The sequence below is a fragment of the Enterobacter cloacae complex sp. ECL352 genome (genome assembly GCF_020149545.1).
Lineage (GTDB): Bacteria > Pseudomonadota > Gammaproteobacteria > Enterobacterales > Enterobacteriaceae > Enterobacter > Enterobacter asburiae_B.
Map to the genome: position 1 here is coordinate 3269336 of NZ_CP083709.1, position 15002 is coordinate 3284337.

The 15002-nt window shown below is 56.7% G+C and carries 12 protein-coding genes; 9 read left to right on the forward strand and 3 right to left on the reverse strand.

Annotated elements, in window-relative coordinates; all coding sequences use genetic code 11:
- Positions 1 to 249 precede the first annotated feature (249 nt).
- From mmuP to tauD, 6 genes are all read left to right on the forward strand, one after another.
- Positions 250 to 1650 carry an S-methylmethionine permease gene (gene mmuP / locus LBF07_RS15890; RefSeq protein ID WP_023334652.1) on the forward strand — a complete coding sequence of 467 codons (1401 nt, stop codon included), beginning with the start codon at positions 250 to 252 and terminating at the stop codon, positions 1648 to 1650.
- A complete protein-coding gene (gene mmuM / locus LBF07_RS15895; RefSeq protein WP_094935823.1) occupies positions 1637 to 2569 on the forward strand; it encodes a homocysteine S-methyltransferase in 933 nt (310 codons plus the stop codon). Before mmuP ends, mmuM begins: the two co-directional genes overlap by 14 nt.
- A gap of 178 nt (positions 2570 to 2747) precedes the next feature.
- The gene (tauA, locus tag LBF07_RS15900; protein ID WP_069303717.1) at positions 2748 to 3710 is read left to right on the forward strand and encodes a taurine ABC transporter substrate-binding protein; all 963 of its coding nucleotides are present in this window, start codon (positions 2748 to 2750) and stop codon (positions 3708 to 3710) included.
- Between the two features lie 10 nt (positions 3711 to 3720).
- Positions 3721 to 4488 carry a taurine ABC transporter ATP-binding subunit gene (gene tauB, locus LBF07_RS15905; RefSeq protein WP_023334655.1) on the forward strand — a complete coding sequence of 256 codons (768 nt, stop codon included), beginning with the start codon at positions 3721 to 3723 and terminating at the stop codon, positions 4486 to 4488.
- The gene (gene tauC / locus LBF07_RS15910) at positions 4485 to 5312 is read left to right on the forward strand and encodes a taurine ABC transporter permease TauC (RefSeq protein WP_094935822.1); all 828 of its coding nucleotides are present in this window, start codon (positions 4485 to 4487) and stop codon (positions 5310 to 5312) included. The genes tauB and tauC overlap by 4 nt, the downstream gene beginning before the upstream one ends.
- Positions 5309 to 6160: a taurine dioxygenase gene (tauD, locus tag LBF07_RS15915; RefSeq protein WP_094935821.1), complete on the forward strand. Its 852-nt coding sequence runs from the start codon at positions 5309 to 5311 to the stop codon at positions 6158 to 6160. The genes tauC and tauD overlap by 4 nt, the downstream gene beginning before the upstream one ends.
- Before the next feature lie 69 nt (positions 6161 to 6229).
- On the opposite strand, the gene LBF07_RS15920 is transcribed toward tauD, so the two are convergent.
- Both LBF07_RS15920 and hemB read right to left on the reverse strand, forming a co-directional pair.
- Positions 6230 to 7954 carry a lysophospholipid acyltransferase family protein gene (locus LBF07_RS15920; RefSeq protein ID WP_094935820.1) on the reverse strand — a complete coding sequence of 575 codons (1725 nt, stop codon included), beginning with the start codon at positions 7952 to 7954 and terminating at the stop codon, positions 6230 to 6232.
- Between the two features lie 120 nt (positions 7955 to 8074).
- On the reverse strand, positions 8075 to 9049 hold the full coding sequence (gene hemB, locus LBF07_RS15925; RefSeq protein WP_028017695.1) for a porphobilinogen synthase: 975 nt from the start codon (positions 9047 to 9049) through the stop codon (positions 8075 to 8077).
- Between the two features lie 451 nt (positions 9050 to 9500).
- On the opposite strand from hemB, the gene LBF07_RS15930 reads away from it, so the two are divergent.
- A complete protein-coding gene (locus tag LBF07_RS15930; protein WP_112778260.1) occupies positions 9501 to 12275 on the forward strand; it encodes an autotransporter outer membrane beta-barrel domain-containing protein in 2775 nt (924 codons plus the stop codon).
- 94 nt (positions 12276 to 12369) lie between these two features.
- Entirely contained in the window at positions 12370 to 12993 is a 624-nt protein-coding gene (locus LBF07_RS15935) for a helix-turn-helix domain-containing protein (protein ID WP_033144736.1), read from the forward strand.
- Between the two features lie 2 nt (positions 12994 to 12995).
- Here the strand turns inward: LBF07_RS15935 and ampH are convergent, their stop codons facing one another.
- Positions 12996 to 14156: a D-alanyl-D-alanine-carboxypeptidase/endopeptidase AmpH gene (ampH, locus tag LBF07_RS15940; RefSeq protein ID WP_023310524.1), complete on the reverse strand. Its 1161-nt coding sequence runs from the start codon at positions 14154 to 14156 to the stop codon at positions 12996 to 12998.
- Between the two features lie 204 nt (positions 14157 to 14360).
- Between ampH and LBF07_RS15945 the strand changes: the two genes are divergently transcribed.
- Positions 14361 to 14894 (forward strand): isochorismatase family protein, encoded by a 534-nt coding sequence (locus tag LBF07_RS15945; RefSeq protein ID WP_039263886.1) that lies wholly within the window; start codon positions 14361 to 14363, stop codon positions 14892 to 14894.
- Positions 14895 to 15002: the final 108 nt, after the last annotated feature.

The following is a 15002-nucleotide window of genomic DNA, read 5'->3' on the forward strand; positions in this document are numbered from 1 at the left end:
ATGAATCCGCTCTTCGCGGATACCACTTTCGACTGACCGAAGTTCGCCGCTTCCCGCACCATGCTGTAAGTATCTGCTTGCGGAGGTGCTTATGGCCTGGCGTCCGATTCTCTATGTGATCCTCACGACCCACCCCAGACTCAGCGCGAGGCGTGCCCGTTTGCGTCTGGTCATCTAGCTTTTTATTAACAATCGCGGTATAACACACCTTCTTTGGATGTTTAGATGTCCATACGTATAGAAGGTAATATGCAAACACAACAAGAAAATGGGCAGCTTAAGCGCACCATGAAAACACGCCACCTGATTATGCTCTCGCTGGGTGGCGTGATTGGGACAGGGTTATTCTTCAATACCGGATACATCATTTCAACGACCGGGGCGGCGGGCACGCTGCTGGCGTACCTGATAGGCGCGCTGGTGGTCTGGCTGGTGATGCAGTGTCTGGGCGAGCTTTCCGTGGCGATGCCGGAAACCGGCGCGTTCCACGTCTATGCTGCCCGCTATCTTGGCCCGGCTACGGGCTACACCGTGGCGTGGCTCTACTGGCTCACCTGGACGGTGGCGCTCGGCTCTAGCTTCACCGCCGCGGGGTTCTGCATGCAGTACTGGTTCCCGCAGGTGCCCGTCTGGGCGTGGTGCGTGGTCTTCTGCGTGGTGATTTTTGGCCTGAACGTCATCTCGACGCGCTTTTTTGCGGAAGGCGAATTCTGGTTCTCCCTGGTGAAAGTCATCACCATCATCGCCTTTATTATCCTTGGCGGGGCGGCGGTCTTTGGCTTTATTCCGATGCAGGACGGTTCCCCCGCGCCGGGCTTAAGCAACATCACCGCCGAAGGCTGGTTCCCGCACGGCGGCCTGCCGATCCTGATGACCATGGTGGCAGTGAACTTTGCCTTCTCCGGGACGGAGCTCATCGGTATCGCGGCGGGCGAAACGGAAAATCCGCACAAGGTGATTCCGGTTGCGATCCGCACCACCATTGCGCGCCTGATTATCTTCTTTATCGGCACCGTGTTTGTGCTGGCGGCGCTGATCCCGATGCAGCAGGCGGGCGTGGAAAAGAGCCCGTTCGTGCTGGTGTTTGAAAAGGTCGGTATTCCTTACGCGGCAGACATCGTTAACTTCGTGATCCTGACGGCGATCCTCTCGGCGGCGAACTCGGGCCTGTACGCTTCCGGGCGCATGCTGTGGTCGCTGTCGAATGAGAAAACGCTGCCGCGCTGCTTTGCCCGCGTGAACAAAAACGGCGTGCCGCTGACGGCGCTCTCGGTCTCTATGCTCGGCGGCGTGCTGGCGCTGTTCTCAAGCGTCGTGGCCCCGGACACGGTGTTTGTCGCGCTCTCGGCGATTTCTGGCTTTGCGGTGGTGGCGGTGTGGATCAGCATCTGCGCGTCGCACTTCGTTTTCCGTCGCCGTCATCTGCAGTCCGGGCAGCCGCTCTCTGCGCTGCAGTACCGCGCGCCGTGGTATCCGCTGGTGCCGGTGCTCGGTTTTATCCTCTGCGTGGTGGCCTGTGTCGGCCTGTGGTTTGACCCAAGCCAGCGCATTGCCCTTTATTGCGGGCTTCCGTTTGTCGCCCTGTGTTATGGTGCGTACTACCTGACCCGAAATATGACATCGCAGGAGCCTGAACATGTCGCAGAATAACCCGCTTACCGCCATCCTTGAAAAACAGCCGTTTGTGGTGCTGGATGGCGCGATGGCGACGGAGCTGGAAGCGCGCGGCTGTAACCTGGCAGACAGCCTCTGGTCAGCCAAAGTGCTGGTGGAAAACCCGGAACTCATCCGTGAAGTGCATCTCGATTACTACCGGGCTGGGGCACAGGTGGCGATCACCGCCAGCTATCAGGCCACGCCTGCGGGGTTTGCGGCGCGCGGTCTGGACGAAGCGCAGTCCCGCGCGCTGATCGGTAAAAGCGTGGAGCTGGCGCGTAAGGCGCGCGAAGCGTACCTGGCCGAAAACCCGCACGCGGGCACGCTGCTGGTGGCGGGATCTGTTGGGCCGTATGGCGCGTATCTGGCGGATGGCTCAGAATATCGCGGCGACTACGTGCGCAGCGCCGGGGAGTTTACTGCCTTCCACCGCCCGCGCGTGGAAGCGCTGCTGGATGCGGGCGCTGACCTGCTGGCCTGCGAAACGCTGCCTTCGTTTGTGGAGATCAAGGCGCTGGCGGCGCTTCTGGCCGGGTACCCCCGCGCCCGGGCGTGGTTCTCCTTTACCCTGCGCGACAGCGAACACCTGAGCGACGGCACGCCGCTGCGCGAGGTGGTCAGCGCGCTGGCAAACTCTCCGCAGATTGTCGCGCTGGGCATTAACTGCATCGCCCTGGAAAACACTACGGCAGCGCTGAAGCATCTGCAAAGCCTGACGACGCTGCCGCTGGTGGTCTATCCGAATTCAGGCGAGCATTATGACGCGGTAACCAAAACCTGGCACCACCACGGTGAAGCGTGCGAGACGCTGGTAGGGTATCTGCCGCAGTGGCTGGAAGCCGGCGCGAAGCTGATTGGCGGATGCTGTCGCACCACGCCGAAGGATATTGCTGAGCTGAACGCGCAGCGCTGATGCCCTCACCCTGACCCTCTCCCACGGGGAGAGGGAAAAAAACGAACCGCACAAAATTCGCTATCCTTTCCCGCTTTTTATCTAAAAACGAATCGTTATGAGCGATTCATTTTTATTCCTTTATCAAAATTCCCGCGCCGGAAATACTGCCCTCATAACAACAAGGGGAGCAGACATTATGGCAATTTCATCGCGAATCACACTTCTCGGCGCACTGGCGCTGTGGGCATTTCAGGCGCAGGCGGTGGACGTCACCGTCGCGTATCAAACCTCTGCGGAACCGGCGAAAGTCGCGCAGGCAGACAACACCTTTGCGAAAGAGAGCGGCGCGAAAGTCGACTGGCGCAAGTTCGACAGCGGGGCGTCCGTTGTGCGTGCGTTAGCCTCCGGCGACGTGCAGATCGGTAATATCGGCTCCAGCCCGCTGGCGGTTGCGGCCAGCCAGCAGGTGCCGATCGAGGTTTTCCTGCTCGCCTCGCAGCTCGGTAACTCTGAAGCGCTGGTGGTGAAGAAAAACATCACTAAACCGGAAGATCTGATCGGCAAACGCATCGCCGTACCGTTTATCTCCACCACCCACTACAGCCTGCTGGCGGCGCTCAAACACTGGGGCATCAAGCCGGGTCAGGTACAAATCATCAACCTGCAGCCGCCGGCGATTATCGCCGCCTGGCAGCGCGGGGATATTGACGGGGCTTACGTCTGGGCTCCGGCAGTGAACGAACTGGAAAAAGACGGCACCGTGCTGACCGACTCTGAAAAAGTGGGCCAGTGGGGCGCGCCAACCCTCGACGTGTGGGTCGTGCGCAAGGACTTCGCCGAGAAACATCCCGAAGTGGTGAAATCCTTCGCCAAAAGCGCGATTGACGCCCAGCAGCCGTACATCTCTAACCCGGATGAATGGCTGAAGCAGCCCGCCAACCTGGAAAAACTCTCCCGCCTGAGCGGCGTGCCGGAAGCGGACGTGCCGGGGCTAGTGAAAGGCAATACCTATCTGACCCCCGCGCAGCAGGTGCAGCAGCTGACCGGGCCGGTGAACAAAGCGATTGTGGATACCGCCACCTTCCTGAAAGAGCAGGGCAAAGTGCCTGCGGTAGCGGCGGATTACAGCCAGTACGTGACCGATCGTTTTGTGAAATAAGGAGTACGCCATGCTGAATATTACGAACCTGTACGCCGATTACGGCGGGAAACCCGCGCTGGAGGATATCAACCTGACGCTGGACAGCGGTGAGCTGCTGGTGGTGCTGGGCCCGTCCGGGTGCGGAAAAACCACGCTGCTGAATCTGATCGCCGGGTTTGTCCCTTATCAGCATGGTACTATTCAACTGGAAGGCAAAAAGGTGGAAGGCCCGGGCGCCGAGCGCGGCGTGGTCTTCCAGAACGAAGGGTTGCTTCCCTGGCGCAACGTGCAGGAAAACGTGGCGTTTGGGCTACAGCTTGCGGGCATCAACCGCGAACAGCGGCTGGAAACGGCGCGGGCGATGCTGAAAAAAGTGGGGCTGGAAGGGGCGGAAAAACGCTTTATCTGGCAGCTTTCCGGCGGCCAGCGGCAGCGCGTCGGTATTGCCCGCGCGCTGGCCGCGAATCCGCAGCTGTTGCTGCTGGACGAGCCGTTCGGGGCGCTGGATGCCTTCACCCGCGAGCAGATGCAAACCCTGCTGCTGCGCCTGTGGCACGAGACGGGCAAGCAGGTGCTGTTGATTACCCACGATATCGAAGAGGCGGTGTTTATGGCGACGGAGCTGGTGCTGCTCTCGCCGGGGCCGGGCCGCGTGCTGGAGCGCTTGCCGCTGGATTTCGCCCGCCGCTACGTCGCGGGAGAGCCCGTGCGCAGCATCAAATCCGATCCGCTGTTTATCGAACAGCGTGAATACGTCTTAAGCCGCGTGTTTGAACAACGGGAGGCTTTCTCATGAGCATCGTCTTCAGTGAAAAAACGCGCCGCACGCGTCTGGCGCTGCACTGGCCTTTCTCGCGCCAAATCACGCTGAGCGTCGGTACGCTGCTGGTGCTTCTGGCGGTGTGGTGGGCGGTTGCTGCCCAGCAGTGGGTCAGCCCGCTGTTTCTGCCGCCGCCGGGCCAGGTGCTGGCCAAACTCATTACCATCGCCGGGCCGCAGGGCTTTATGGATGCCACGCTCTGGCAGCACCTTGGAGCCAGTCTGGCGCGTATTCTGGTGGCGCTGCTGGCAGCGGTAATTATCGGGATACCGGTCGGGATCGCGATGGGCTTAAGCCCGACGGTGCGCGGTATTCTCGATCCGCTGATTGAGCTTTACCGTCCGGTGCCGCCGCTGGCCTATCTGCCGCTGATGGTGATCTGGTTTGGCATCGGTGAAACGTCAAAAATCCTGCTGATTTATCTGGCCATTTTCGCTCCGGTTGCCATGTCGGCGCTGGCGGGCGTGAAGAGCGCCCAGCAGGTGCGGATCCGCGCGGCGCAGTCGCTGGGGGCCAGCCGCACGCAGGTGCTGCTGTTCGTGATTTTACCGGGCGCGCTGCCGGAAATTTTAACCGGGCTGCGCATCGGCCTCGGCGTGGGCTGGTCCACGCTGGTGGCGGCAGAGCTGATTGCGGCCACGCGCGGCCTTGGGTTTATGGTGCAGTCGGCGGGAGAGTTTCTTGCGACTGACGTGGTGCTGGCAGGGATTGCGGTGATCGCCGCGATCGCCTTCGGATTAGAACTGGGGCTGCGCGCGTTACAGCGTCGCCTGACGCCCTGGCATGGAGAAATACAATGAGTGAACGTCTGACCATTACCCCGCTGGGGCCGTACATTGGCGCGCAGGTGTCGGGCCTGGATGTGACCCGTCCGCTGAGCGATAACCAGTTCGAGCAGCTGTACCACGCGGTGCTGCGCCATCAGGTCGTTTTCCTGCGCGAACAGGCGATCACCCCGCAGCAGCAGCGCGCGCTGGCCCTGCGCTTTGGCGATCTGCATATCCACCCTGTCTATCCGCATGCGGAGGGGGTGGAGGAGATTATCGTTCTGGATACCCACAACGATAACCCGCCGGACAACGACAACTGGCATACCGACGTGACCTTTATCGAGACGCCGCCCGCCGGGGCGATTCTGGCGGCGAAGCTGCTGCCGGTAACCGGGGGGGATACGCTGTGGACCAGCGGGATTGCGGCGTATGAGGCGCTCTCCGCGCCGTTCCGGACGCTGCTGAGCGGGCTGCGGGCGGAGCACGACTTCAAAAAATCGTTCCAGGAGTACAAGTACCGTAAAACGGAAGAGGAGCATCAGCGCTGGCAGGAGGCGGTTGCGAAACATCCTCCGCTGCTGCACCCGGTGGTGCGGACCCATCCTGTCACGGGCAAGCAGGCGCTGTTCGTGAACGAAGGGTTCACGACGCGCATTGTGGACGTGTCCGAGAAAGAGAGCGAGGCGCTGTTAAGCTTCCTCTTCGCGCATATCACCAGGCCGGAGTTTCAGGTGCGCTGGCGCTGGCAGGAGAACGACCTGGCGATCTGGGATAACCGCGTGACGCAGCACTACGCCAATGCGGACTATCTTCCGCAGCGCCGGATTATGCAGCGGGCGACGATCCTGGGGGATAAGCCGTTTTACCGTGCGCCATGATCCCCTCACCCTAACCCTCTCCCCAAAGGGGCGAGGGGACTGCCCGGTGCGGTTTTCACCCTCTCCCTTTTAGGGAGAGGGCTGGGGTGAGGGTATTAAATGCGCCTCTATATACCGCTGATAGCGGTTCGCCTTCAGGTAACACAAATCCACCAGCACCAGTCCGTCGACGCAGTCGTTAAACGCCGGGTCGCTGCCAAAATCAATAAACTGCACGCCGCCGGGTTCACACAGCTCGGAATACTGCTTGTAGAGCGGCGGAATGCCGCAGCCCAGATTGCCGAGCAGGGATTTGAGCTTTGTCAGATCGTCCACGTAATCCACGCCGCCAAACTGCGCGAGCACGTCCGGCAGTGATGCGGGATACGGCTGACGTGACGCGGCGAGCGGATGCGTTGCCGGGAACCACATGCGGTAAAAGGCCACCAGCAGATCCCGCGCGGCAGGCGGTAAGCCGCCGGAAATGGAGACCGGGCCAAACAGGTAGCGGTAGTTCGGATAACGCGCCAGGTAAGCCCCAATGCCGGACCATAAATAGTCCAGGCCGCGGCGTCCCCAGTAGCGGGGCTGAATAAAGCTGCGCCCCAGCTCAATGCCGTGTTCCAGCACGTCCTGCATTTTGTCGTCGTAGTGGAACAGGCTATAGCTATACAACCCTTCCAGACCGCGACGTTCAACCTGTCTGGCGGTCGGCATAAAGCGATACGCGCCGACGATCTCCAGATCCTCATCATCCCACAGGATCAGGTGCAGATAATCATCATCGTAGCAGTCGGTGTCACGGCGTTTGCCGCTCCCTTCCTCGACCGCGCGAAAGGCAATCTCGCGCAGGCGGCCCAGCTCGCGCAGCAGCGGGGCGTCTTCCTGACCGTTGCGCTGCCAAAGATAGATGGTTTTACCGTCGCTTGTATTGCCCAGACATTCGGCCTGCGCCAGCGCGCGTTTCAGGGTGGCCCGGTCTTCCGGACGGGCAATGGCGCACTGGGTTTTAAAGACGCCAGGCAATCCCTTGCCAAGACGCATCACGTGCTGACGGCACTGTTCGGCCATCTCACGTGACGAAAGGGTGGCGCTGTGCCAGTGATGCCACGCAATCTGCTGGCCGATTTTAATCGGCAGCTGGCTATGGCGGCGGCGGAACATCTGCTGCATCAGCAGCAGCATGGACAGCGTCGGGGAGACCAGCGTGCTGGCATAGAAGAGCAGGCTGTTATGCGCCTGAATATGCACCGGCAGCAGCGGGGCGCGCAGCTTGCTGGCGAGTTTGATAAAGCCAGAGTGCCATTTTTTATCGCGAATGCCCTTGCGCGTGGGGCGGGAAACTTCTCCGGCCGGGAAGAAGATCAGCACGCCCGCGTTTTGCAAATGCTGTTCCATCTGAACCAGGGACGATTTCGCCGTCCTGCCGCCCATATTGTCCACCGGAATAAACAGCGAGCTGAGGGGCTCAAGGTGCGTCAGCATCCTGTTGGTGACGACTTTAACGTCGCGTCGCACGCGGGAGACGGCGTACATCAGCGCCAGGCCATCCAGCGTACCCGTCGGATGGTTGGCAATAATGACCAGCGGGCCATGTTCGGGGATTTGTTCAAGATCGCGGGCGGAAACGGTGCAGAGAATATCAAGGTGTTCCAGAACTTGCTCCACCATATCCAGTCCTTTCAGGTGGCGGTGTGCTGCGGCAAATTGCTGAAATTCGTCTTCGTAAAACAGTCTTTTTAACAGACTTTTTTGCCAGGGTGCAGGCCTCGCCTGAGGCCAAAGATCGTCGAGAACGCTATCGAGGCTAAACATGGTTACTCCTCCTGCCGTCTTGCGAAGACAGTAGAAGGAGCAGATGTCGGTTGTATTGCAGTTTGGTGAAGATTAGAGCAGGCCGGGTAAGGTGAAGCCGCTACCCGGCGCTAGAGCGGATTAACGCAGAATTTTCTTCTCGGCCAGATCCAGCGCGAAGTAGCTGAAGATCAGATCCGCGCCTGCGCGTTTGATGGCGCCGAGGCTTTCGAGGACCACTTTCTCTTCGTCAATCGCACCGGCCAGCGCGGCGAATTTGATCATCGCGTACTCGCCGCTGACCTGGTAAGCGCCCAATGGCAGCTCGGTGCGCTCGCGGATGTCGCGCAGGATATCGAGATACGCGCCCGCTGGTTTCACCATCAGGCAGTCTGCGCCCTGGGCTTCGTCGAGCAGGGATTCGCGAATCGCTTCCCGACGGTTCAGCGGGTTCATCTGATAGGTTTTACGATCGCCCTTCAGCGCCGTACCGGCCGCTTCGCGGAACGGGCCGTAGAAGGAGGAGGCAAATTTGGTGGAGTAAGACATGATGGCGGTGTCGGTAAAGCCCGCCGCGTCCAGCGCCTGACGGATCGCCTGAACCTGTCCGTCCATTGCGGCAGAGGGCGCGATGAAGTCCGCACCTGCAGCAGCAGCCACGACCGCCTGTTTGCCGAGGTTCAGCAGGGTGGCATCGTTATCGACACCGTGATCGCACAGCACGCCGCAGTGGCCGTGAGAGGTATATTCGCAGAAGCAGGTGTCTGACATAACCACCATTTCCGGCACGGTCTCTTTGCAGATGCGCGACATGCGCGCGACGAGGCCATCTTCTTTCCACGCGTCGCTGCCGGTGGCATCGGTATGGTGAGAGATGCCGAAGGTCATCACCGAGCGGATCCCCGCGTTGGCGATGCGTTCAATCTCACGCGCCAGATATTTCTCCGGAATGCGCATTACGCCCGGCATGGCTTCGATGGCTTTGTAGTCATCGATCTCTTCTTCGACAAAAATCGGCAACACCAGATCGTTTAAGGTCAGGGTTGTCTCTTCAAACATAGCGCGCAGTGCAGGTGACTTGCGCAGGCGGCGGGGACGTGCAATTAAATCGGTCATGGTATGCCTGATGTTTGTGGAACAAAGAAGGCTAGTGTACCTCAAAGTGAAGACAGGTGTTTTGGTAAAAATGGGCATTTTATTTTTGTAAAATGTGATGGGTTTGACTTTCTGGCATCAATATATAATGCAGGGCAGTATAACGCCGAAATGGAGATGAGTTATTCATATTGTTTTTATATTAAATAGAAAACATCATTGAAAATGATTCATTATATATTTTTATATGTGTCTTATTGTTGTGTCTGTATTTTAATGCTTTGTTTTTATAATATTTATCTGTAGTGACAGATGCTTTCTCGGTTTTGATGTGTTATTAGTCTGGATACGGACTTAATGGAAACATTCATTGAACCTTTTCGAAATGAAAATGCATAATTCCCTCCGCAATTAAACATTGCAAAATCATTGATGGACAAACTTGCTTACGTCCCTGAGGAGGGATGACCCAATGCAAACATGGAAAAAGAAACTCGTTGTATCTCAACTTGCATTAGCCTGCACCCTGGCTATCGCTTCTCAGGCAAATGCGAAGGATATTTCCGGTACGACATATAATACATTCGGATACGATAATACCGCTTCCACCCCCTGGTATTATGGCTATGCCGACTGGGATTACTCAGGCGCTACCCATGACGGTGATATTTATCCGGTGATTAATAAAAGCACCGTGAATGGTGTTATTTCAACATACTATCTGGATGATGGCATCAATGGTCGGGCGAATGCGTTAAGCATTTCCAACAGCACCATTAATGGCATGATTACCTCTAAGTGTATGACCTCCTCGTGTGCTGAAGGCCTGGATACCGATGGCACCAACCATTCTCAATACGATCGTTTTAGCCTGACCGTAGATAATTCCACCATTAACGATACCTATGAGCATTATGCGTATGATGTCGTGAATGGGGAAAATACGGAAAGACACTATCTGGACACGTATAATCTGGGTAATGCGATCACCCTGGATGTAGAGTCCGATATTGTTATCCAGAATAATTCCCACATTGCCGGTATTACCCTGACGCAGGGTTATCAGGAGTCGGATAACACTCCTTACGACGGTGTTGAAGGCGTAGCCAACAGCAGCAAAGTATTTACCGACACGCTGGTGGTGAAAGACTCCGTTCTGACCTCAGGCGCGTACCGCGATCTGGGGACCAGCGGGTTCTACGGTCAAACCGCGAAGCCGAGCGACTACGGTGAAACGAATGCCACGGCAGCAGATGATGCGGCGCTGATCGTTGCCGCTAGCGCGTCTGATAACGCGATGCAGACCACTGCCACGTTCGATCATTCCACCGTTACTGGCGATATTCTGTTCTCCAGCACCTTCGACAACAACTTCTATCCGAACGGCGATCCGGCAACGGATACGACTGCAGACGGTGTCTATAACCCAACCACCAACGGCTGGGATGGCACCGATAAGCTGGATGTCACCCTGACCAACGGCAGCAAATGGGTCGGTGCAGCACAGTCCAGCGTCGAGGCTATTGGCCCAGCGCAGATGTATGGCCTGGGCTACAGCAACGTAGACTGGAGTAGCTTATCCCCTAACAGCATTTGGCCGGATTCCATTTATGACAGCAACGGACACGTTGCGGGTGAAGCGGTGTATCAGAGCGGGCTGTTTAACATCGCGCTGGATAATGGCTCTGAGTGGGATACCCGCAAGCTTTCTAATATCGACACGCTGACGGTAAACAACCAGTCTCAGGTTAACGTTGAAGACTCTGGTCTGCTGGCGGACTCCATCACCCTGACCAATGCTTCATCAATGAATATTGGAGACAGCGGTGCTGTGGCGACCGACCATCTGTATCTGGACAGCTATAGCCGTGCGGCACTGACGGAAGAAACGGCCCAACTGTATGCCAACACCATCACCGTGGATAACGGTGCTGAGCTGGCGCTGGGGCTGGGTCAGGTTGATACGCATAATATGGAACTGACCGATGGCGGGGTGCTGAACGTTGCCAGTCGTGATTACGTCCTGAACAGCGATCTGAACAACGCACGCTATATCACTAACGATAAGTACAATGCCGATTACGACTATGGTGTTGTGGCGATTAACTCAGATGGCCATCTGTCAGTGAACGGTGATGTTGCAGGTAACTACCAGGTGCGCATCGACGATGCGACCGGTGCCGGTTCCGTTGCCGATTACAAAAACAAAGAGATTATTCGCGTCTATGACAATAACGCGGATACCACAGCCAGCTTTACTGCCGCAAACAAAGCCGATTTAGGTGCTTACACCTATCAGGCGCAGCAGCAGGGTGACGCCGTTGTCCTTCAGCAGAAAGAGCTGACTGACTCTGCCAACATGGCGCTGAGCATCCCATCTGCCAATACCAATATCTGGAATCTGCAGCAGGATACCGTCGGCACGCGTCTGACCAACAGCCGTCACGGCCTGACGGATAACGGCGGGGCGTGGGTGAGCTACTTCGGTGGCAACTTCGACGGTGACAATAGCGTTATCAGCTACGATCAGGACGTGAGTGGTATTATGGTGGGTCTGGACACCCAGATTGACGGTAATAACGCGAAGTGGATCGTCGGTGGTGCGGCAGGTTTCGCGAAGGGTGATATCAGCGATCGTACCGGTCAGGTCGATCAGGATAGCCAGACAGCGATGATCTATGCGTCAGCGAAGTTCATGAACGATCTGTTCCTCGACAGCTCCCTGAGCTACACCCGCTTCAACAGCGATCTCTCTGCCAACATGAGCAACGGTGAGTACGTTGACGGCAATACCACGAATGATGCTGTTGGTTTTGGGCTGAAGCTGGGCTATGACTGGAAGCCAAACCTCTCTGGCTACGTTACGCCATATGCAGCCGTCTCTGGCCTGTTCCAGTCTGGCGATGATTATCGTCTGAGCAATGACATGCGCGTAGATGGACAATCATACGATAGCCTGCGTTATGAACTCGGTGTTGATACGGGTTACACCTTCAACTACGGGGGCGAACAGGCTCTGACGCCTTACTTCAAACTGGCCTACGTCTATGACGATGCCGATAACAATGCCGATATTAACGGTGACAGCATTGATAACGGCGTGAAAGGCTCCGCTGTGCGGGTAGGGCTGGGCACCCAGTTTAGCTTCACGAAGAACTTCAGTGCGTACACCGATGCCACTTATCTGGGCGGCGGCGACGTTGATCAGAACTGGGGCGCAAATCTGGGCGTGAAATATACCTGGTAATGAATAAAAGCGGGGGAGTGGTTATCTCCCCCGCTTTTTATAGAAGCAATAAAAATAATATTGGACCGAAAAATACGGATGACTTGAGGTCTGCATGAACGTTAATGCGAAACCGCTTTCTGAATTACGCCGGCTCGAACAGTATTTAACAGCGGCCAGCACCCCTTTTACATGTGCGCCCCAGCAATTAATTACGTCAGGGGAATGGAATGAGCCTTGTACGATCGTATTACAAACCGGCGTTATTGAGGTTTATCGAACTTCTGATGAATTGCTGGTGGGGATTGCGACTGCCCCTTTTATATTCGGGCTGTCTACGGTGGTGATTAATCACTCTCACGAATACAGGGTGATTGCTAAAACGGCCTGTACCGGTTTTTATTTGCCCACGGAAACCACCCGTCAACTCATCCAGCAGTATTCACTCTGGAAAGAGGCCTTCTGCTGGTTATCCTGGATAACTTACATTCTCGAGAAACGCGATAAGCAGCTGGTGGGAAATAATTCCTATCACCAGATCCGCTCGATGCTGCTGAATATGGCGGAATGGGATGAAACGCTGCGTTCAAAAATCGGTGTGATGAATCATATTCAACAGAGCACACGAATTTCACGTTCCGTTGTTGCCGAGGTGCTTGCCGCCCTGAGGCAGGGAAACTATATCAACATGAGCCGGGGCAAGCTGGTCAGCATCAACCGCTTGCCCACGGAATATTAAAATTAGTTAGACGCGGTGAGAACCTGGGCTTTATTGGCGCTCAGTTCAGCCACTAAGTTATTAATCCCGTCACTCATATTGACGAAACGCGTATGCGGGGAGCGGGTGACCACCACAAATGCGCCCACGTTTGACTGCGGGATCATGGCCATATAGGTGATGAATCCACCGCCGCCGCCTGTTTTCTGAATAATACCCGGACGGCCATTTTTCGGTGCCATATAGACCCAGCCCATACCGAGTGCGTCGGCTTTACCCGGCACGTCCATCCCGATGACGCGTTGCAGCTGAGTGCGCTGATAAATCAGGGTCTGCATGCGATCGGCCTGGCTGCTGCGTGCGTAGAAATCTGAGGAAAGGAACTGTTGCATCCAGCGCATCATGTCGCCAGGCGTGGAATAGACCCCGCCGCTGCCCACGGCCGCCAGCGTATTATTACAGGGGCTAGCGCCTTTCTCCGCCACCATCAGGCGACGACACTGATCCGGAGACGGGGTAAAGGTGGTGTCTTTCATACCCAGCGGACGGGTTATCTGCTCTTCAAAAAGCTGCGTGTAGGGTTTGCCAGCCGCCGTTGAAAGGGCGTCCGCCAGCAGGTCAAAGGCCAGGTTTGAATAAGAGGCCTGCGAACCCGGCGCCGCCTTCAGCGTGGCGGTACTCAGGTAGCTCCAGCGCTGGTCGCGCGTTGGCCAGACAAATACGTCACGGTGCGCCGCCCCGCCTGGCTGCTCACGCGGCAGGGCGCTGGTGTGGGTGGCAAGGTTCACAAGCCGAATCGGCGTACCCTGATAGGTTGGAACCCGGGCGCCTGGAGGCGCGTATTTGCTGAGCGGATCGTCGAGTTTTACCACGCCCTGATCGAGCAGTTTCACCAGCATTTCGCTGGTCATCAGCTTGGTTAAGGACGCGATGCGAATAACGGAATCCAGCTGCGGGTGAACGTTATTTCCTGGGCGCGTCTCGCCAAAGCTGCGGAACACACGCTGGTTGCCGTCGATGACGACCATCGCCATCCCGGTCGCACCGCTGCCGTAATAGATAAGGTTCGCGTAGCGGTCGGCAATATCTGAAGCTAAAACGGGTGCCGTCAGCGGTTGGGCTGCCTGGGCGGTAGAAAAGCTCACCGCACACAGCGCGGCAAAAGAGAGCAGACAACGTTTCAACGAAAAGCATCCATGAAGTGAATGAAGAAAGTAATGGGTATTTATACTACTAATCGGTACCGCGCAATGCCCCGAATTGCATAACGATAGCGAGAAAAACGTAACCATGGGTAAATATGAACAATTTACTTACGAGCCATCTCCCATTTTGTGACATCGGGCTTATGATAGGCACCAGTGTCACTCAATCTTACGGAGAACGGTATGTCTGAGAAGCGTGTGGTTATGGTTGTCGATATGCAGAACGGGGTATTTGAAACCCCTCGTCATCAGCGCGAAAAATGTGTCTCTCTGATCAACCAGCTTACGCAGGCAGCCGACAAGGTCATTTTTATTCAGCATACCGAGGCAGGGGGCCTGGAAGAGGGAAGCGAAGGGTTTGCGCTACTGCCTGAACTCCATCAGCCAGCTGACGCGCTATATGTGACCAAAACCGCCTGTGATGCCTTCTATAACACCGTGCTTGAGGCGCTGCTGCGTGAGCAGGGCATTCGCGAGTTTGTCATCTGCGGCTGCGCCACCGATTACTGCGTCGATGCGACGATCAAGAACGGCGTTAGCCGGGGTTATCACATCACCGTGGCGGAAGATGCCCATACTACCGCCAATCGCCCGGCGGCAGATGCGCAGATCCTGATTAACCACCACAACGACGTCTGGCGTAACTTCATCGCGCCGGCGAATCCTCTCGCGGTGAAACGCACCGAAACAATTCTCGAAAACTGGAAAGCGAACTAATAATCAACCCTCGGGTCTGACCTTTTTGCCTGAGTCGGGAGGCTGGCTCGGGCAGGTTTTTCGTGTGGTAACGTGTTGTGCACAGCAACAGCCATAACAACAAGAAGG

Coding starts and splice junctions, on each gene's coding strand:
- tauA (WP_069303717.1), top strand. CDS start 2,748: ATGGCAATTTCATCGCGAATCACACTTCTCGGCGCACTGGCGCTGTGG.
- tauB (WP_023334655.1), top strand. CDS start 3,721: ATGCTGAATATTACGAACCTGTACGCCGATTACGGCGGGAAACCCGCG.
- LBF07_RS15920 (WP_094935820.1), bottom strand. CDS start 7,954: ATGTTTAGCCTCGATAGCGTTCTCGACGATCTTTGGCCTCAGGCGAGG.
- mmuP (WP_023334652.1), top strand. CDS start 250: ATGCAAACACAACAAGAAAATGGGCAGCTTAAGCGCACCATGAAAACA.
- tauD (WP_094935821.1), top strand. CDS start 5,309: ATGAGTGAACGTCTGACCATTACCCCGCTGGGGCCGTACATTGGCGCG.
- LBF07_RS15930 (WP_112778260.1), top strand. CDS start 9,501: ATGCAAACATGGAAAAAGAAACTCGTTGTATCTCAACTTGCATTAGCC.
- hemB (WP_028017695.1), bottom strand. CDS start 9,049: ATGACCGATTTAATTGCACGTCCCCGCCGCCTGCGCAAGTCACCTGCA.
- LBF07_RS15945 (WP_039263886.1), top strand. CDS start 14,361: ATGTCTGAGAAGCGTGTGGTTATGGTTGTCGATATGCAGAACGGGGTA.
- tauC (WP_094935822.1), top strand. CDS start 4,485: ATGAGCATCGTCTTCAGTGAAAAAACGCGCCGCACGCGTCTGGCGCTG.
- LBF07_RS15935 (WP_033144736.1), top strand. CDS start 12,370: ATGAACGTTAATGCGAAACCGCTTTCTGAATTACGCCGGCTCGAACAG.
- mmuM (WP_094935823.1), top strand. CDS start 1,637: ATGTCGCAGAATAACCCGCTTACCGCCATCCTTGAAAAACAGCCGTTT.